The sequence below is a fragment of the Bosea sp. PAMC 26642 genome (assembly GCF_001562255.1).
GTDB lineage: Bacteria > Pseudomonadota > Alphaproteobacteria > Rhizobiales > Beijerinckiaceae > Allobosea.
Window position 1 is genome coordinate 894,512 of record NZ_CP014301.1, and the last position, 17,249, is coordinate 911,760.

The following is a 17,249-nucleotide window of genomic DNA, read 5'->3' on the forward strand; positions in this document are numbered from 1 at the left end:
GTAAAGGCGGCGAGGTTGCATCTCGGCGTCGCCTGTGACGGCCAATGTCGCTACGGGAACGTCCTTTTCCCGGCGATCGCCAGGCTATTTCGAGCGCCACGGCAAGCCTCGGGGCCCGCGAGACCTTCTCCGTCACACCTGCATCCGTGTGCGGCTGCCCGATGGCGGGCTGTTTCGCTGGCACTTCGAGAAGGACGGCGAGATCGCTAACTGGATGTCCGCGGCCGATCATCCTGGATGAGGGCGGCCTTGCGCGGATGGGCGTGCGAAAGGGTATCGGCTTCTTCTTCGAGCAGGACGTTCTCGCGGACATCGCAAGCGGCAATCTCATCCGCATCCTGGAGGACTGGACGCGCCGTCCTCCGGGCTCTGCCTCTACTACCCCGGCCGCCGAAACCTCTCGGCGGGAATGAAGGCCTTCCTGGCTCTCGCTCGCGAAATGGCGGCGCGTGGGCGTGGTCTACCTAGCCACCCCGCTTCACCAGTGCGCTTTCGGGCTACGCGCCGGAGTTGCAAACCGGCGCTTGGCACCATCGGCAGGCCGCTCACGGCAGCCTGATCACGATGATATATTGTGCGGGTGGATGCGGCATCCTGAGGAGGATGCACTATGCTTATTGAGCAGCAAAAAGTCGCTCAACGTCGGGCCTGGAACACAGGGCGCCTGATTGGCCCCAAGCCTCCGCTGAAGCCCCGTCACATCTGGGCTATTCGAACTCGGCTTCAGCATGATCATCGCATACGCGACCTCGCCATGTTCAACCTGGCGATCGACAGCAAGTTGCGAGGTTGCGACCTGGTTCGCCTTCGGATCAGCGATGTCGTCCTCGGTGGAACGGTAAGACTGCGGACCTCGATCATTCAGCAAAAGACGGGCCGACCAGTGCCCTTCGAACTGACAGATCCGACGCGCGAAGCGCTGACCGCTTGGCTCCGGCATCGACCATCCATCGATGCCGATTGGCTGTTTCCCAGCCGTAGCCACAAAGGCGACCACGTCACAACCCGCCAATATGGACGCCTGCTCGATGACTGGGTCTCGCTGATCGGTCTTGATCCGGCTCTATATGGCACGCACAGCCTGAGGCGGACCAAGGTCGCGCTGATTTACAAGCGCACCGGAAATCTGCGCGCCTGCCAGCTCCTGCTTGGCCACTCGAAACTGGAGAGCACAGTCCGCTACCTCGGAATTGAGGTCGATGACGCTCTAATCTTGTCTGAACAGACCGATATCTGATCGAGACGGCGCGGCAGCTCCCGCCGCGCCGTTGCAGACCGAAAACTCTGTGATCTCCGTCACGGGTTCGGATGGCGTCGCGATGCGCTCGAATGTCCGCTTAATGGCAAAGCCCGAATGTCAGGAAGTGGCGCATCTCGCCCGGGCGAGCGGCTGGCGGTTTTGGCCCGTTGCGGACGCTCGCAAGGTCTGCTTTCGGGCAACATGACAGTCAGGCCGAAGCTGGTCGGCATCGAACGTTTGGATTTCTAATTTCGGTCAGCGAATTACCGTCGGCGATCACCTTGGGCTTCCGAGCCGGACATGCCCAAGATTCCGGCGCTCTTCCCTACATCCCGCTGAACCAGTTGTAGCCACGATCCTCCCAGTATCCGCCGGGATAGGCGTTCGTAACCTCGATCGCGGTCAGCCACTTTGGGTTCTTGAAACCGAGCTTGACCGCCGTCCGCAGGCGCAATGGTGCACCAAAAGGTTCGGTCAGGGGACGGCCGGCGTAGTGGGTGGCGAGCATCGTCTGGGGGTGCAGCGCGCTTGCCATGTCGAGCGAGGAAACATAGCCGTCGAAGGAGCGGAAGGCTACGTATTTGGCGGTCATGTCGGCGCCGATGCGTTCGAGGAATGCCTTCAGGTTCACCCCGGTCCAGTGGCCGATATAGTCCCAGCCCTCGACGCAGACATGTCTGATGATCATGTCCTGCTGCGGCAAGGCCGCGAGCTGCGCCGGCAGCCAGGGCCGCTTGTCGAAGATCAGCCCGCCGAGTTCGAGCTTCCAGGTCGAGACATCGACAGGCTTGACCTCCTCGATCTGGTAGAAGGCATTGTAGCGCGGCGGATCGACGACATCGGAGAGCGCGAAGGTCGGCGCGAGACGGTTCGCGTCGAAGAGCCAAGACTGGACCTTGTCGTTCCAGGACGACATCGCGGTCAGCACGCTCTGGACCGAGCGCTCATTGGTGACGTCGCAGCCGGACAGGAAGGTCAGCGCGCCGAGGCTGACCGCGCCTTTCAGCACGCCGCGCCGTTCGACCGTCTCGACGAGCTTGCGCTCCGCCAGCAGCGGGACCTGGTCGATGCCGCCGCGCGGCCTGAAGAGGGAGCCTGTCATGATGGCTGTCCTTGAGTGGCGACCGGGATCGTGCCCGCTTCGCTGGCTGCAGTGCTCTTCTCGATGATGCGCGGTCCGCCCGTGACCATCGCCGCGATGGTGCGCGGCACGATGAGCGCTAGCAGAACATGGATGACGAGAAAGCCGACGATCGCGCCCATGCCGAGGAAATGGACCATGCGGACGCCCTGGAACCCGCCCATCAGCCAGACCAGATTGGAAAACTGCACCGGCTTCCACAATGCCAGACCGGCCGCGACCTGCAGGATGATCACGAGGATGACGCCGACATAGAGCAGCTTCTGGACGGCGTTGTAGAGGGTGATATCGGCATGGCCGAGATCGAAGCGCAGGGCCTTGGCGATTTCAGCCGCGACATCGGCCGGCCGGATCGGAAAGAATTTGCGGCGGAAGCGGCCGGTGGCGATGCCATAGCCGAGATAGGCCAGGCCGTTCAGGACGAGCAGCCACATCGCCGCGAAATGCCACTGCAGGGCGCCGCCATAGCCGCCATCGCCATTCAGGCGAAACGAGATCTCGGGATCGCCGCCCATCGTCAGCCATTCCGGAAAGCGGATGGCGGGGACGACGGGCTGGGCATTGTAGATGGTCCAGCCGCTGCCGATCAGCATCAGCATGGCCAGCGCGTTGAGCCAGTGCATGAGGCGCAGCGGCAAGGGATGCAGCCTGCGCGCGCGCATCCTGGCTTCGTTGGGTTCGTTGCGGTTTTCCATGACCATCAGCGCCTCATCACCGCGACACGAATGATTTCGTCGGCCTTGAGCGCCTCGTCGCCGGAGCCGAACCAGGTCGGAGCGGGTTCGAAGGCGTCGCGCGGCATGTCGGCCGCCGCGACCTGCCGACCCAGCATGGCGCAGACCTCGACGGGCACGGCCACGAGACGCGAGCCGATGCCGAACAACCCGCCATAGTCGATCACCAGCCGGATCTTGCCTGCACCGCTCCTGACGACCTGCCGGACATGCCCGAGCGTCTCATTGCGCTCGTCGATCATCGGCAGGCCGAGGAGGTAGGAGATCTTCACAGGCTGGGGAAAGCGGCGGGCCATCTTTTCCTCCGGCGAAAGCTCCTTCGGCTTGCCGCCTTCGGACGGCTCCGCTGCCGGCTTCTCCGGTCCGTGCTTGGCGCCCTGCGCCCGCGCTGTCCCAGCCGCGATCGTCGAGACGGAAAGCCCGACGCCAAGGCCGCCGAAGAAGGCACGACGAGATGGGGTGAAATGCCGTTCGGGATTGTCGCTTGAGGTCATGATCAGCTCGTGGCCAGGAGGACGACACCGCCGACGATGATCGCGATCGCGATCATCCGGCGCTCGGTCAGAACCTCTCCAAGCAGGACATGGCCGGCGATCGCGACGATCACGAAGCCGAGCGCCAGGAAAGGGTAGGCCAGGGAAGCCTCCGCCCGGGACAGAACGGCGATCCAGGTCAGGAGGCTCAATCCGTAGAAGGCGATGCCGGCCAGGATTCCGGGCCGGCCCGCGATATCCAGCGCGATCTCGGTGAAGCCGCGACCCGCGACCGAGAAGCCGGCCCGTGCGGCGCTGCGCAGTGCGATCTGTGCCGCGGCGTTGAGCACGACGCTCGTCAGCACGAGGGCGATGGTGCCGAGCCGCTCATTCATGACGGGGCTCTTTCGGCGCTGAACGTTGCCTGCGGCCGCAAGACGTCGAGGAGGATCAGAACAAGCGCCGGCAGATAGATCGCGACCTGCACGGTGAAGGCGTCGGGCAGCCATGGCAGCCCGTAAAGCGCAGGCGCGGCCAGCGTCAGCCAGAGCACGGCGAGCGATGGCCGCAGGCACAGCAGCGGGACGAGCCAACTGAAATACCATGCGTAGTGCGGCGTGACCGCCAGGGTGAAAGCGAGCAGCAGGGCGCCTGTCAGAGCCGGTGAGATGCGATCGGGCGCGCGCCGAAACAACGCTGCGAGGCCCAAGCCGGCGAGCACCAGCGCAACCAGTCCGAAATAGGCGGTGGTGAGGTTACCCTGCGCGGAGGTCAGCCGCTGCACCAGCGCGACCCAGAAGATACCGCTGCCGGCGATGCCCTCCTCCTGCACATAGCCGGGAAGAAAACCGAGGATCCCGCGCCCGACGCCCAGATAGGGCAAGTAAAGCAGCACAAGGGCGAGCCCGAAACCGGCAGGCATGCGCCAGTCCCAGCGCCGATAGAGCGCCGGCCCGATCACGGCGGGAACATATTTTGCCGCAGCGCCGGCCGCGAGCAGCATTCCGGAGAGAAATGGGCGCTTGGCATTCGCCGCCAGCATCGCAGCCAGCATCAGGCCGATCGCGATGGCATCGACATGGCCGCTGCCGGCGAACTCGAACAGCGGCAGCGGATGCCAGGCGTAGAACAGGATGTGCGCCCGCGACTGTCCGCCCGCCTTAAGCAAACGAAGCAGCGCGAAGACGGCAAGCGCCTCGAAGGCCACCATCATCGCCTTCATCGCGGTGACGCTGTCGCCGAGTTTCGATGCGGCGAGGAAAACGATTTGCGCCATCGGCGGATAGATCGTGACGGCGGTGTCGACCCGGTTGATCCGGCTATAGACCTCCTCGTCGCGCAAGCCCGTTAACGCCGGATTGGCCGGCATGTAGCGGTAAGGGTTGATGCCCGCCGACTGGACCCGGCCATCCCAAACATAGCGATAGACATCGGTCGAGACCGGCGGCATCGGCAGCAGCATGGCCCGAGCCAGCAGCGCCACGCCCAGCACGAGGATGAGGGCCGGCTTGCGGTCCAGAGCAGCGCCGTTGCGCAGGACCCACCAGACCGCAGCCAGGTAAAGCACGGCTTGCGCCAGCATCAGCGCAAAGAGACGGTCATGTTCGTAGAGCGCCATCTGCCAGGCGCCGAAGGCCGTCAGGCCGAGGAAGAGCCCCGCAAACATCCACAAAGCGACCGGCATGCCGAACAGAGCGGCCGGATGCGCTCTGCGTTCTGCATGGTCTGGCCGATCGATGATCTGCGCTGTCACGAGGTCGTCCTGCCCGGGTTCGGTTCGGCGATGTCGCGGATGAGGTTCAGACGGCGCCGCTGAGTTCACGCATGCCTTCGGTGAACTCCTCCGAAGGTCGGAAACCGAGATCGGCGACCAGCCGCGAAGAATCCGCGGTGATGTGCCGGACATCGCCGAGACGGTATTTGCCGGTGACGATCGGAGCAGGGCCGTCGAGCACCTGCGCCAGCGCTTCAGCCATCTGGCCCACAGTGCGAGGCGTGCCCGAGCCGACATTGAAGGCGCGGACGCCCGTCTGGTGCTGTTCGCAGGCGGCGATCGTGGCGGCGGCGATATCGCGGACATGGATGAAGTCGCGCCGCTGCCCGCCATCCTCGAAGACCATGGGTGCAACGCCCTTCCGCAGCGCGGAGAGGAAGATCGCGGCCACGCCGGCATAGGGCGTGTCCTTGGGCATGCCGGGTCCGTAGACGTTGTGATAGCGCATCGCGGCGACCGAGCCGCCCGTGGTCCGGGCCCAGTTGGACGCGTAATATTCCTGCGTCGCCTTGCTGGTCGCATAGGCATTGCGCGGATCGAACGCCGTGTCCTCTCCGACGAGATTGGTCGAGAGGGGTTTGCCGCAGAGCGGGCATGGCGGCTCGAAATCGCCCGCTGCGAGCGAGGCTTCGATGCGCGGGGCCGGCCGGACAAGGCCATGCTCGGAGCAGATCGCATTGCCCTCGCCATAGACGACCATCGAACTCGCCAGCGTCAGGCGGTGGACACGCGCCTGCGCCATGGCGACGAGCAGGACGGCGGTGCCGACATCGTTGCTCGACGCGTAGTCCGGGAGGTCCGTCACATCCACGCCGAGACCGACTTTGGCGGCGAGATGGATGACGGCGTCGATGCCTTTGAGGGCGGTCGCGACGACAGCCGCATCGCGCACGTCGCCCTGCTGGAATGCGACGGTATCGGCCGGCTTCCACGAGGGCGTCGCGCCATGCACATCGGCCCGCAGGGAATCGAGCACGCGAACCTCATGGCCGCGCGCGACAAGCCCGCGCACGACATGCTGGCCGATAAAGCCGGCTCCACCCGTCACCAGAACATGCATCGTCAAATCCTTTCTTGCCGACCGGTCGGCAGGCTCAGGCGTGAGCTGTCCGCTTGAGCGTCGATCTCAGACGCAGGAACGTCGTCGAAATCTTCCAGGCGGCCTTCAACCCGGCCACGAGATTGCCCGAGACCTTGGAGACGCCGCCGCGCCGGCAACGATGATCGACGGGAACCTCGAGGATGCGCAGCCCGCCGGCCGCGGCTTTCATCTGCATTTCGAGATTCCAGCCATAGGTGGTCTCGGCCATCTGAAGCGCGCGCAGGCGCGACAACCGCATGGCGCGAAACGGCGACATGTCGCTGAAGCTGACGCCATAGGCCTGCTTTATCAGGAAGCCTGCGATGTGTCCGGCCAGGAGCTGTTGCGGCGTCATGCTGCCGGGTTCACGCGTGCCCTTCAGCCGCGATCCCATCACGAAATCGGCCTCGTTGGCCGCGACGGGACCGGTGACCGAACGGATGAAGCCTGGAATGTCGCTGCCGTCGCCATCGAGGAAGCAGACAATGTCGCAGTCGCTGCGCACCGCCGCGACGCCTGCGGCGCAGGCTCTGCCGTAGCCGGGCATGGGCTCGGCGACGACCCGGGCTCCCGCGGCCTGGGCGGCCTCGGCGGTCCGATCCGTCGAGCCATTGTCGACGACGACGATCTCGTCGACGCCCTCGGCCAGAATCTCGGCGATGAGGGGGCCGATCGCCTCCTCTTCATTGAGGCATGGAATCACCACGGAAACGGTCTCGGTGCGTGCACGGAATATCATGTGATCAGAATCTCCGGAGACATTGGGTCGAGAGCACTCCGCTACAGCAGGAGCTGGCGTGCCGACCTCTGGAGCTTGTGGAGATAGGCCTGCGTCGCAGGCGCAGCCATCGGCATATGGCCTGACAGGGCGGCAGGCAGTCCGTCGCCACGCAACTCCGTCTGCAGGAGATCCAAGGTCGACGCCTCGTCGACATCGTACCATTCGGATGCGCTGAAAACCGGCAGGGAGATTTCGCCGGCGCGTTCGACGGTCAGCCGGTAGACTTGGTCTGTGCTCCACGGAATGTCGTCGAAAAGCCGCTCATGCGCATGGGTCAGACCGATGAAGGTGTATCCGCCGTCGATCGCGGGACCGAGGACCACGCAATCCTGTGCGAAGAGCCTGTCGATGGCCTCTTCAAGTACATCCATCGGCAGGGTCGGGCTGTCGGAGCTCAGGATGAACGCGGCATCGTGGCCTTTCGCCAAGATGTCCTTGGTGCCCTGAAGCAGACGCGCACCGAGGTCCCCGCCACATTGCGGGATGAGGCCGAACGCGTCGGGAATCAGCCCGCGCAGCTTCTCCTCGCTACCAACCGGCGTATAGACGGCATAGCCGGTGAAGCCCCGTTTGTCGCAGAGCACCTGGATGTTCTGGGCGAGATCCCGGATGAAGCATTCGGAGATCAAGGCGCATTGCTCTGGCGACAACGGCGGCGACAGCCGCGTCTTCGATTTGCCCGGCTCGGGCGTCTTGCAGATGATCGATATACCGACTGTCTTCATGGCGTTGCCTCGACTGATGAGCATCTCGATCACTTGCAGGAAAGAGCGGTTTCTAGATCGCGGAGAAGGTCCTCTGGATCCTCCAGCCCGACGGACAGGCGCAGGAGGTCGTCCGCGCATTGCGCGTCCGCGCCTTCCATCGTCGCGCGATGCTCGATCAGGCTCTCGAAACCGCCGAGCGACGTCGCGCATTTCCACAGCGAGGTCTTGCGCGCCACCTGAAGCGCTTTGGCTTGCCCGCCCTTCACCTGGATCGAGAGCATGCCGCCAAAGCCGCCGCTCATCTGTCGCGCCGCGACGACGTGCCCCGGATGGGACGGCAGGCCAGGATAGAGCACGCGCGCAACCGCAGGATGGCCCTGCAGGCGGCCTGCAAGAAGCGCCGCGGTCTGCGACTGAGCGCTGACGCGCAGATGGAGCGTCCTCATGCTGCGCGCGAGCAGCCAGGCCTCCACGGTGCCAAGCGCGATGCCCTGCTCCGCGCGCCAGTCGCGTATCCGCGCCCATAATGCGTCCTGCGTGGCGGCGACCAGCGCGCCGGCATTGATGTCGGAATGCCCGTTCAGATATTTCGTTGCGCTGTGCATCACGAGGTCGGCCCCGTGAGCGAGCGGCCGCGTCAAGACGGGCGTGGCGATTGTGGAATCGACACAGACGATCGCCCCGACATCATGCGCGAGCGTGCAGACCGCGCTGATGTCGGTGATCGACCAGGCCGGATTGCTGGGCGTCTCGATCCAGACGAGGCCGGGATGACGGGCGGCCAAGGCCTTCTCGACTTCCCCTAGGTCGCTCGTGTCGCAGAACGCAAAGGTATGCCCGAAGCGACCGATCGCCTGGAGCCAGCGCCTTAGGCCATAATACATCTGCGATGACGCCAGAACATGCGTCGGCTGGTCGAACGCCATGACGACCGCCATCGCGGCCGACATGCCCGAACCGAACAGCATGGCATCGTCGCCGCCTTCCATCGCGCAGAGCAAGGTCTCTGCCTGCTGCAGCGTCGGATTGTCGGAACGGCCGTAAACATGACCGGTCGGATAGGCATAGCTCTCGTCGCGCACATAGGCGGTCGCGAAATGGATCGGCGACACCAGCCCGTTGTCAGGGCTCGTCAACCCTTTCAGGGACTGGGCCGCGATAGTGCGAACATGAGGAGCGTTGCCGAGTAGAGCAGCCATACGGTGCAACTTTCATTCGACAAGCAGGTCACTGTGAACGCTGCTGTCGAGATGAAGTTCGCAAGGCATCTGTCGGAGGTTACAAACGTTTTCGCGAGCGGCATCGCCGGGGGCATGATCGGCCAGTTCCGAATCCTGCCCGATGCCAAATCCTCCGAACAGGGTCCGGCTTGTAACCTTTTAGCGACATGCTGCGAATTCTCATGAGAACTCATCGCAACGAAGGTTCGACATGCGAACCGAAGACCTGATCTCGGTCATGACGATGGACGCCCGCCCGGTTAATATTGCCTGGCTCGATCGCGCAACGGCGGGGACTGCGCTTGTGTCGCTCGGGGTCGTCGTGCTGCTCGTCCTCGCTACCCTAGGTGCGCGGCCCGACCTGGCCATGTCCTGGATTACGGGAGCCGTCATCGCCAAAATGGCTTTTGGCGGAAGCCTGGCCGGCGTAGCACTCGTCGTCTTTCAGAGAAGCCTGCGGCCGGGATTGCGCCCGGCACGAGGCCTGTGGCTATCACTTTTGCCGATCGCGCTGGCCGGCGGCTGGGCCTTGCTGACATTGGCGCAGGAACCAGTCGTAAGCTGGAGCGCTCTGACGTTCGGGCGCAACTGGCGCACCTGCCTCGTGGTCGTGCCGCTCTACGCGCTTGTCCCCTCGCTGCTGTTTCTCGTTGTGGCCCGGCGCGGCGCTTCGACTGACGGACGTTTGACCGGCGCCTCCGCTGGCATCGCGTCCGCGGGTTTAGCCATCATGGGCTACAGTCTGCACTGCTCAGACGACACCGTGCCATTTCTGGCGACGTGGTACTCGCTGGCAGCCGTAGCTGTGACAGCTCTCTCGATGCTCATCATGCCGCGCTTTCTGCGTTGGTGATGTCGTGCTTACCACCCCCGATCAGGAGCGATGCAGGGCACAGTCATCCCTTGGCTTCCAACAGCTTGTCTTGCGTCCTGGTGTCGAAATCGCTGGCGTCGTGGCGTTCGTGCAACTGGCCCGATGGCTCGCCGGAGGTGCGGTTGACTTTGCGCCCACGAGCCACTGCGGGGCGTGCGAGAAGCTGGTCGGCCCAGCGGACGACGTTCTTGTAGTCCTGCACGGCGAGAAATTCGGCCGCGCCATACTGCCAGCCCTTCACGAGTCCGCCATACCAGGGCCAGATCGCCATGTCGGCGATGCTGTAGTCCTTGCCGCAGACGAATTCGTTGTCGGCAAATCGCCGGTCGAGCACGTCGAGCTGCCGTTTCACCTCCATCGCATAGCGGTTGATCGGATATTCGAACTTGGCCGGCGCATAGGCGTAGAAATGGCCGAAGCCGCCGCCGAGGAAGGGCGCCGAGCCCATCTGCCAGAAGAGCCAGGAGAGCGTCTCGGCCCGCGCCGCCGGCTCCGTCGGCAGGAAGGCGCCGAACTTCTCAGCGAGGTGCATAAGGATCGCGCCGGATTCGAAGATGCGGATGGGCGTAGGCCCACTGCGATCCATCAGCGCCGGGATCTTCGAGTTCGGGTTGATCTCGACGAAGCCTGATCCGAACTGGTCTCCATCGCCGATCTTGATCAGCCAGGCGTCGTATTCGGCGCCGCTGTGGCCCAGCGCGAGAAGCTCCTCCAGCATGATCGTGACCTTCTGGCCGTTTGGCGTCCCCAGCGAATAAAGCTGCAGCGGATGCTTGCCGATCGGCAAGTCCTTGTCATGAGTCGCGCCGGCGATCGGCCGGTTGATGCTGGCGAAGGTGCCGCCGCTGGCCTTGTCCCAGGTCCAGACCTTGGGCGGGACGTAGTTGGTGCTGTCGGTCATGATGCGTCTCCTTGGGGCAATCAGGCTATAGGCGGAAAATTGGACGGGAACAGCGCGCGCTGCGCCTCCTCGTCACGGACCTGCTTGAAGGGGTGGTCCTTGCCGACCGCGCGTGCGCGGACGACGGCCGGTCGTGCCTCGACTGTCTCGAACAGGCGCTTGAGGTTGGGGAACGTCGCTAGCGGATCATCGGTGCCCTTGAACACGCGTGAGGCGCGGTCGAGCCAGCCCCAGGCGGAGATGTCGGCGATCGTATATGCGTCGCCGACGATATAGGTTCGGCCTTCGAGGTGGTCGTCGAGGACCTTATAGTGGCGCTCCGCCTCGCGGCGATAGCGGTTCACCGCATAGTCGAGCCCCTCGGGCGCGGCGAACTGGAAGTGCACCGCCTGCCCCGAGAAGGGCCCGAGGCCCGACGCGATGAACAGCAGCCAGGACAGCAGTTCCGGCTTGTCCTCGGGCGCGCCGAACAATGTGCCGGTCTTCTCGGCGAGATAGAGCAGGATGGCAGTCGAATCGAACACCCGCGCCTCACGGCCGCCCGGTCCCTCGGTATCGACGATCGCCGGCACCTTGCCATTGGGATTGATCGCCCGGAACGACGCTGCGTGCTGCTCGCCCTTGCTGGTATCGACGGGGATCGCCTCGTAGGGCAGGCCCGTCTCTTCCAGGAACAGCGCGACCTTCGCCGGGTTTGGCGTCGGGTGGAAGTAGAAGCGGATCATGGGGTTCTCCCTTGTGTTTCAACGGAATCAGCGGCAACGGGCCGGCGCGACGCGAGCAGGACACCGGCGACGATGATCGTGATCGCAACGCCCTCGACGCCCGATGGCACCTCCCCGAGAACGGGAATGGCAAGAAGCGATGCGACGGCCGGAATGAGTGCGATAATCGCGGTGGCGGCTGCCGAACCCAGCAGCGAGACGGCGCGATTGAAGGTGAAGATCGCGACGCCGCTCATAAGCACGCCTTGATACACAGCCTGCAGGGCGATCTCGGCCGCCGGAGCCTGGCTGAAACGGCTGAGGCCGAACAGCGCGTAGGCCGGCAGGAAAAGCACCGCCGACCAGAAACAGATCAGCGCCGCCGACTCGATCGGGCTGAGGCCGCTCCGGCGGAACAACAGCGTGTAGACAGCCCACATTGCAGCCGCGGCAGCCAGCGCACCGAGCGCGGCCGGACTGGGCGGCCCGTGGCTGGCGGTTCCCGCCAGGACGAGCAGGGCCAAGCCGGCGAAAATCGCTGCATAGCCGGCCCAGCGTTGCCTTCCCTGCCGCTCGCCGAGGAAAGCCCAGGCGAAAATGCCGGCAAACAGCGGCATCAGCGTCGGGGCGATGGATGCAGCCTGAGCAGCCGAGGTCAGGCTGAGGCCGAGTGCGACCAGAAGCACGAAAGGCATGCCCCACAGCATGGCGAAGACCAGGCCCTCGCCCCAGGCCGCGCGCGACAGCGTCGCGCGACGTCGAATGAGGACGGGTGCGAGCAACACCGCGCCGATCCCGAACCGCAGCGCCGTGATGTCCCAGATCCGCAGCTCGCGCGTCACGCTGAAGCGCGTGATCACGAACCAGCCCGAGAAGATCGAGACGGCAACGGCCGCCCAGATCAGCCCCGCCAAGCGCCGGGGCGCGGCGACAGGGAAAACCTTGATCGCTGCAGAGGCCTCGGTCTCTGACATGGCCTCCCTTCCAGCCCCGGGGCGCCTCCAGGGAGCCGACCACTTTGCATTTTAGTTCATTCATTCTAAAATACATGCCGCACCTTCGATGACAAGATGTTCCTGGTGCTGGCGAGCGGGGATCAGGATGGCGAGGCCCAGGGAATTCGACGAGGCCACCGTGCTCGACGCGGCCGTGGAATGCTTTTGGAGTCGCGGCTACGAAGCCACGTCGATCCGCGACCTGATCGATAAGACCGGCCTTACCGGCGCCAGCCTCTATAATGCGTTCGGAGACAAGCGCGCCTTCTATCGGCGCGCCCTTGACCACTATGTGGCAGGGAGCATCGGCGAACGCATTCGGCGCTGTGAGGCCATGAAACCTCGCGAGGCGATCGAGGCGTTCCTAGCCGAGATCGTGAAGCGATCGCTCGAAGACAAGGATCGCAAGGGCTGCATGCTGGTGAACACGGCGCTCGATGTCGCGCCTCACGATCCAGTCTTCAGGGAGTCCGTGGCGAGCGTGCTGTTGCGCATCGAGACCTTCTTTCTGAGCAGTGTCCGGCAAGGTCAGGCTGACGGCTCGATCTCGTCGTCGCAGGCTGCCGATGAACTGGCGCGGCACCTCCTCGGGGTTTTGATGGGCGTTCGGGTTCTTGCACGCGTACGCCCGGAGCGAGCCCTCATTGAAGGGGTGGTGCGGCCGGCGCTCGCGCTGCTGGCGCCGGAAGGGACAAAATTCGGCGGCAGTGTCGCTGGTGTCGTAGACAGTTCCTGAAGGGTCGCTATCAGGGAGCGCGCCCACCTCTGCTATTGGCACAACTCGTCCGGGATCAGGCAACCTGACGTGCGACACGCTCGGCACGCCCATCGGCATGAATTTGGGGGCCCGAACCTATTTCTGGCAAGCCTTGACAACAGCAGGTTGTCCAACTCCGGCATTCTGCCAGTAGCGTTCCCGCCGCCTCCGAACTTGAGGAGCAAGCCCATGACCGAGATCTCACCGGCTCTACGGCGAATTGACGTTGATCGCATCGGCCCGGTTTGGATCCGCGACGGCACTAGCGACTACGCGGTCCTCGAGCAGATCTTCCGCACGGAAGAATTCAACATCAGCACCGCCCCGCAATTCGCCTGGATCCGCGCGGCCTATCACCGGCTGATCGCCGCCGGCGAGACCCCGCTCGTCGTCGATTGCGGTGCCAATATCGGCCTCAGCACACTATACTTCGCATTGCATTTGCCGGCAGCGCGGATCGTCGGCATTGAGCCCGCGCGAGACAACGCGGAGCTTGCGCGTAAGAACACGCAGCACAATCCCCTGATCGAGATCGTCGAAGCCGCCGTGCACGACCGGGAAACCGGCCTTGAGTTGGTGGACCCCCATGCCGAAAAGTTCGCTTATCGGGTGCGGCCGGCCCAGGCCGGCGCGCAAAGCGCGATCGCCGCCGTCACCATTGACGGCCTCATGCGGCGGTATGGCGCCACGCGCAATCTCATCGTCAAAGTCGACATCGAGGGTGGCGAAGACACCTTGTTCCGTTCGAACACGGGCTGGCTCGATCGCACCGATCTGCTCATTGCGGAGACGCATGATTGGCTGTTCCCGGGGCAGGGCACCAGCCGGACCCTGTTCTCAGCCATCGCGGGGCGCAATTTCGAAGTGATCCAGAAAGGTGAGTACATTTCGTTCTTTTTCCAGTGACAAAGCGCACGTCTCCGCGCTGAAATGTCCGCTGACGAAGATCAAAAGGGGGCTGTCGTCCGATCCGCACCAAACCAGACATGGATCATATGCTGCAGCTCGTTCCCAAAGCGGACATCGCGTTCGATGGGGACAGTGCTCAGGCGGTTGGCATCGACCTGCCCGTCGCCGTGATCAATCTTCCGCATCGAACGGACAAGTGGAACGCCATCTCGAAGCGCATGGCCGCTATCGGACTGAACAAACTGATCAAGGTGCCAGCGGTCGAGGGCGCCCGGTTATCGTTGGAGGCCATTGCACCCCTGTTGTGCCAACCGGCCGCACAGATCGAAGCAGCCCCACAGAGCCATTTCACACTCACGCGGCCCGCGATCGGCTGTTTCCTATCGCACATCGCCACCTGGCAGTGGATGATCGCCAACAAGATGCCGCGGCTGCTGGTCTTCGAAGACGATGCCAACCCGGCCGCGAGTTTCGATGCGAACCGATTCCGTAACGTCCTCGGCGCCATCTCGCCCAAGGCCGATCTTGTTTTTCTCGGCCGCGCCATCATGAATGGTATGGCGGAGAGGCCCCAAGGCTCGGAACTGGCGCGGATCTACTTCTTCAACGGAACGTTCGCCTATCTGATCACGCCCGCAGCCTGCCGGACGCTGATCCCGGCTCTGCTCCCCATGAATGGGCACATCGATCATGAAATCAGCACTGTCCTGATCGAGCGCAGACACGATCTGGAGGCCCACTACACCGAGCCGCCCATCTTCGAGCCCGATTGGTCGCTCCGCAGCGACTGCTATGTCCCGCTGGAAGGCGTCACGAACGCCGACCGCGCACTTGGCATAGTACTGCACGCAAAGCGGCAGCTACTCATCGACGACGGCTGCGCCTTGCTGCCGCCGTTTGACGCGACGGCCGTCAATTGACTGCGACCCGTGCTTGACCAACACCGATACTCAGGAGTTGGAGCCTCCGGGAAGCCCGATGCGGTTCAATCAGCGCGTAAGTCCGTTAGGATGGCTGGAAGCTGGACGGTTCGAAGAACCTCGCATCCCATCGCGCTCAACGTCTGGTGAAGCACGATGAACGATGACGCTGAACGCGAAGACACGCAGGATGATCAGCGTCAACCGCCGCGCGGTGCTCCTCAGCGAGCACCTCGATCGATAGTCGCCCGCTACCCCCGCATAGAGGACACAGACGAGCTCCTGGGCTACCAGGCGACCATCGAGCTCGACGAGGATCATGCGACCGCCGCAGCATGGGCATGTCGGACGATGGTCATCACACTGCTCGTCCGTCTCGGCACGACCGACTGCGGCTTTACACCCGCTCGGCGTTTGGCGAGGAATTTCAGCCCAGCTGAGCAACCAGGAAATCACGCAGACGCGGATCGTCGGTCAGGCCGATGGCGCGCCGCACCGCGGCCTGCCTGCCGGGCGCGCCGGCCAGGCCCAGCACATGGGCGCGCGCCACCCAGTAGGGCGCATAGCCGGCGGCCTCAAGCGGCAGTGCGTCCAGCAGCGCCACCGCAGACGCGGGCTCGCCGGACTCGGCCAAGGCCACGGCCTGGCCGACGCGCGCGCCGAGGTTGGCGTGGTGCTGCACGAGCACGCCGTACAGCTCTGCGATGGCGCGCCAGGGTGTCTGCCCCGTGGCGCGGCGCTGCGCATGGGCCGACTGGATGGCCGCTTCGATCTGGAAGGGCCCGGGCTGGCGCAGCTTAGCGGCGGTCCACAGCGCCGCCTCGGCCTCGCGGATGAGGTCGTCCCGCCAGCCGGCCGGGTCCTGCGCCGGCAGGGGCACAAAACGGCCCTCGGCATCGAACTGCGCGGCGCGTCGCGACTCGGCATGCAGCAGGAGGGCCAGCAGCCCCCAGGCCTCGGCCTGCGTCGGCAGCAGCTGCGCCGCCAGGCGGGCCAGGAAGAGGCCTTCCTCGCGTAGGTCGTCAGCGGGGCTGACCAGCGCGTGCCGGCCCAGGGTGTAGGCGGCGTAGATGGCCTCCAGCACGGCGAACAGGCGCGCCGGCAGCTCGCGGGCTTCCGGCGCTTCGAAGCGCAACCCGGCTTCGCGGATCCTCGCCTTGGCCCGCACCAGGCGCTGGGCCATCGCCGCAGGCGAGACGAGGAAGGCGCTGGCGATGACCTTGGCGTTCATTCCCAGCACGGCCTGCAGCATCAGCGGAGCGTGGACGTTCGCCTCGATGGCCGGATGGGCGCACACGAACATCAGCTGAAGCCGTGCGTCGGGCACGGCTAGGCGCTCGGGCGCCTCGGGCTCGGCCTCGTCGAGCAGGGCGGTGACGCGCGGGTCCAGCGTCAGCCGGACGTGGCGGGCGTGGTGCAGCAGGCGGCGCTGGGCCGCAGCGGCCAGCCAGGCCTCGGGCGCGTCCGGCACGCCCTGCTCGGGCCAGTGGCGCAGCGCGGCGGCAAAGGCGTCGGCCAGCGCGTCCTCGGCCGCGGTGAGGTCGCGCCATTGCCAGGCCAGGCGCGCTACGAGGCGGCCATAGCTCTCACGGGCGACGCGCTCGGCCGCCGCCGCCACGCCGTCGCTCATGCAGGCGCGTTCGTCGGTGGCGGCATCACCGGCCGCACCTCGACACTGCCGGCCGATGCGCAGGGCGCCTGCGCGGCCCATTCCAGCGCGTCGTCCAGGCTGGCCGTCTCGACGATGAAGTAGCCGCCCAGGTGCTCGTGGGTGTCGGCGAAGGGGCCGTCCTGCACCTGGCGCTTTCCGCCTTCCACGCGCACTCGGGTGGCGGTGCGCGGCGACTGCAGCCCGTTGCCGCTGACGACGATGCCACTGTCATGCATGGCGCCGACGTAGGCATTCCACGCGCCCCAGTAGGCGGGCGCGGCCGCGGGGTCGTCGCGGCGGCCGATTTCGGCGGTGGTCTCACTGAAGATGAGCATGTACTGCATGGCGTTCTCCTTGGGCGGCTCGCGCACCGTGCGCGTTCCTAAC

At 64.9% G+C, this 17,249-nt stretch carries 19 protein-coding genes and 1 pseudogene; 6 read left to right on the forward strand and 14 right to left on the reverse strand.

All coding sequences use genetic code 11. The features are described 5' to 3' along the window. Nucleotides 1–76 precede the first annotated feature (76 nt). Together AXW83_RS27720 and AXW83_RS04235 are read left to right on the forward strand one after the other, a co-directional pair. Nucleotides 77–451 (forward strand): annotated as a pseudogene (locus AXW83_RS27720) (LysR substrate-binding domain-containing protein); the annotation flags it as partial. A 159-nt stretch (nt 452–610) separates the two neighbouring features. After that, complete coding sequence (locus AXW83_RS04235) at nt 611–1,237, forward strand: tyrosine-type recombinase/integrase (protein WP_066610934.1); 627 nt, start codon at nt 611–613, stop codon at nt 1,235–1,237. A 328-nt stretch (nt 1,238–1,565) separates the two neighbouring features. Here the strand turns inward: AXW83_RS04235 and AXW83_RS04240 are convergent, their stop codons facing one another. Genes AXW83_RS04240 through AXW83_RS04280 form a run of 9 tightly spaced genes read right to left on the reverse strand, consistent with a single transcriptional unit; the run spans nt 1,566 to nt 9,130 of the window. Continuing rightward, nucleotides 1,566–2,342, reverse strand: coding sequence for a molybdopterin-dependent oxidoreductase (locus tag AXW83_RS04240; protein WP_066610935.1), 777 nt, complete (start codon nt 2,340–2,342; stop codon nt 1,566–1,568). Further along, entirely contained in the window at nt 2,339–3,082 is a 744-nt protein-coding gene (locus AXW83_RS04245; RefSeq protein WP_082766936.1) for a cytochrome b/b6 domain-containing protein, read from the reverse strand. The genes AXW83_RS04240 and AXW83_RS04245 overlap by 4 nt, the downstream gene beginning before the upstream one ends. Continuing rightward, nucleotides 3,082–3,609: a PRC-barrel domain-containing protein gene (locus tag AXW83_RS04250; protein ID WP_066610937.1), complete on the reverse strand. Its 528-nt coding sequence runs from the start codon at nt 3,607–3,609 to the stop codon at nt 3,082–3,084. The genes AXW83_RS04245 and AXW83_RS04250 overlap by 1 nt, the downstream gene beginning before the upstream one ends. A 2-nt stretch (nt 3,610–3,611) precedes the next feature. Further along, a complete protein-coding gene (locus AXW83_RS04255) occupies nt 3,612–3,983 on the reverse strand; it encodes a DMT family transporter (protein ID WP_066610938.1) in 372 nt (123 codons plus the stop codon). Next, a complete protein-coding gene (locus AXW83_RS04260) occupies nt 3,980–5,341 on the reverse strand; it encodes an MptA/MptB family glycosyltransferase (protein WP_066610939.1) in 1,362 nt (453 codons plus the stop codon). The genes AXW83_RS04255 and AXW83_RS04260 overlap by 4 nt, the downstream gene beginning before the upstream one ends. A 46-nt stretch (nt 5,342–5,387) precedes the next feature. Further along, complete coding sequence (locus AXW83_RS04265; protein WP_066610940.1) at nt 5,388–6,422, reverse strand: NAD-dependent epimerase/dehydratase family protein; 1,035 nt, start codon at nt 6,420–6,422, stop codon at nt 5,388–5,390. A gap of 34 nt (nt 6,423–6,456) precedes the next feature. Beyond that, nucleotides 6,457–7,182: a glycosyltransferase family 2 protein gene (locus tag AXW83_RS04270; protein ID WP_066610941.1), complete on the reverse strand. Its 726-nt coding sequence runs from the start codon at nt 7,180–7,182 to the stop codon at nt 6,457–6,459. A 41-nt stretch (nt 7,183–7,223) separates the two neighbouring features. Beyond that, nucleotides 7,224–7,949, reverse strand: coding sequence for a TIGR04282 family arsenosugar biosynthesis glycosyltransferase (locus AXW83_RS04275; RefSeq protein ID WP_168166052.1), 726 nt, complete (start codon nt 7,947–7,949; stop codon nt 7,224–7,226). 29 nt (nt 7,950–7,978) lie between these two features. Then, nucleotides 7,979–9,130, reverse strand: coding sequence for a trans-sulfuration enzyme family protein (locus AXW83_RS04280; protein ID WP_066610945.1), 1,152 nt, complete (start codon nt 9,128–9,130; stop codon nt 7,979–7,981). A 232-nt stretch (nt 9,131–9,362) separates the two neighbouring features. On the opposite strand from AXW83_RS04280, the gene AXW83_RS04285 reads away from it, so the two are divergent. Continuing rightward, nucleotides 9,363–10,004: an NrsF family protein gene (locus AXW83_RS04285; protein ID WP_066610947.1), complete on the forward strand. Its 642-nt coding sequence runs from the start codon at nt 9,363–9,365 to the stop codon at nt 10,002–10,004. A gap of 43 nt (nt 10,005–10,047) precedes the next feature. Here the strand turns inward: AXW83_RS04285 and yghU are convergent, their stop codons facing one another. From yghU to AXW83_RS04300, 3 genes are read right to left on the reverse strand one after another with little or no spacing between them, the layout of a single operon-like run. Beyond that, nucleotides 10,048–10,926 (reverse strand): glutathione-dependent disulfide-bond oxidoreductase, encoded by an 879-nt coding sequence (yghU, locus tag AXW83_RS04290; protein WP_066610949.1) that lies wholly within the window; start codon nt 10,924–10,926, stop codon nt 10,048–10,050. A gap of 20 nt (nt 10,927–10,946) precedes the next feature. After that, nucleotides 10,947–11,651: a glutathione S-transferase family protein gene (locus tag AXW83_RS04295; protein WP_066610951.1), complete on the reverse strand. Its 705-nt coding sequence runs from the start codon at nt 11,649–11,651 to the stop codon at nt 10,947–10,949. Next, entirely contained in the window at nt 11,648–12,604 is a 957-nt protein-coding gene (locus AXW83_RS04300) for a DMT family transporter (protein ID WP_066610953.1), read from the reverse strand. Before AXW83_RS04300 ends, AXW83_RS04295 begins: the two co-directional genes overlap by 4 nt. A 127-nt stretch (nt 12,605–12,731) precedes the next feature. Between AXW83_RS04300 and AXW83_RS04305 the strand changes: the two genes are divergently transcribed. The 3 genes from AXW83_RS04305 to AXW83_RS04315 all read left to right on the forward strand — a co-directional run bounded on the left by AXW83_RS04305 (nt 12,732) and on the right by AXW83_RS04315 (nt 15,211). Next, the gene (locus AXW83_RS04305; RefSeq protein WP_066610955.1) at nt 12,732–13,361 is read left to right on the forward strand and encodes a TetR/AcrR family transcriptional regulator; all 630 of its coding nucleotides are present in this window, start codon (nt 12,732–12,734) and stop codon (nt 13,359–13,361) included. Nucleotides 13,362–13,571: 210 nt separating this feature from the next. After that, nucleotides 13,572–14,288, forward strand: a complete 717-nt coding sequence (locus AXW83_RS04310; protein WP_066610957.1) for an FkbM family methyltransferase — start codon at nt 13,572–13,574, stop codon at nt 14,286–14,288. Nucleotides 14,289–14,368: 80 nt separating this feature from the next. Further along, nucleotides 14,369–15,211 (forward strand): glycosyltransferase family 25 protein, encoded by an 843-nt coding sequence (locus AXW83_RS04315; RefSeq protein WP_066610959.1) that lies wholly within the window; start codon nt 14,369–14,371, stop codon nt 15,209–15,211. 427 nt (nt 15,212–15,638) lie between these two features. On the opposite strand, the gene AXW83_RS04320 is transcribed toward AXW83_RS04315, so the two are convergent. Both AXW83_RS04320 and AXW83_RS04325 read right to left on the reverse strand, forming a co-directional pair. Then, a complete protein-coding gene (locus tag AXW83_RS04320) occupies nt 15,639–16,841 on the reverse strand; it encodes an RNA polymerase sigma factor (protein WP_066610960.1) in 1,203 nt (400 codons plus the stop codon). Then, nucleotides 16,838–17,206: a YciI family protein gene (locus AXW83_RS04325; protein ID WP_066619795.1), complete on the reverse strand. Its 369-nt coding sequence runs from the start codon at nt 17,204–17,206 to the stop codon at nt 16,838–16,840. The genes AXW83_RS04320 and AXW83_RS04325 overlap by 4 nt, the downstream gene beginning before the upstream one ends. Between the last annotated feature and the right edge of the window lie 43 nt (nt 17,207–17,249).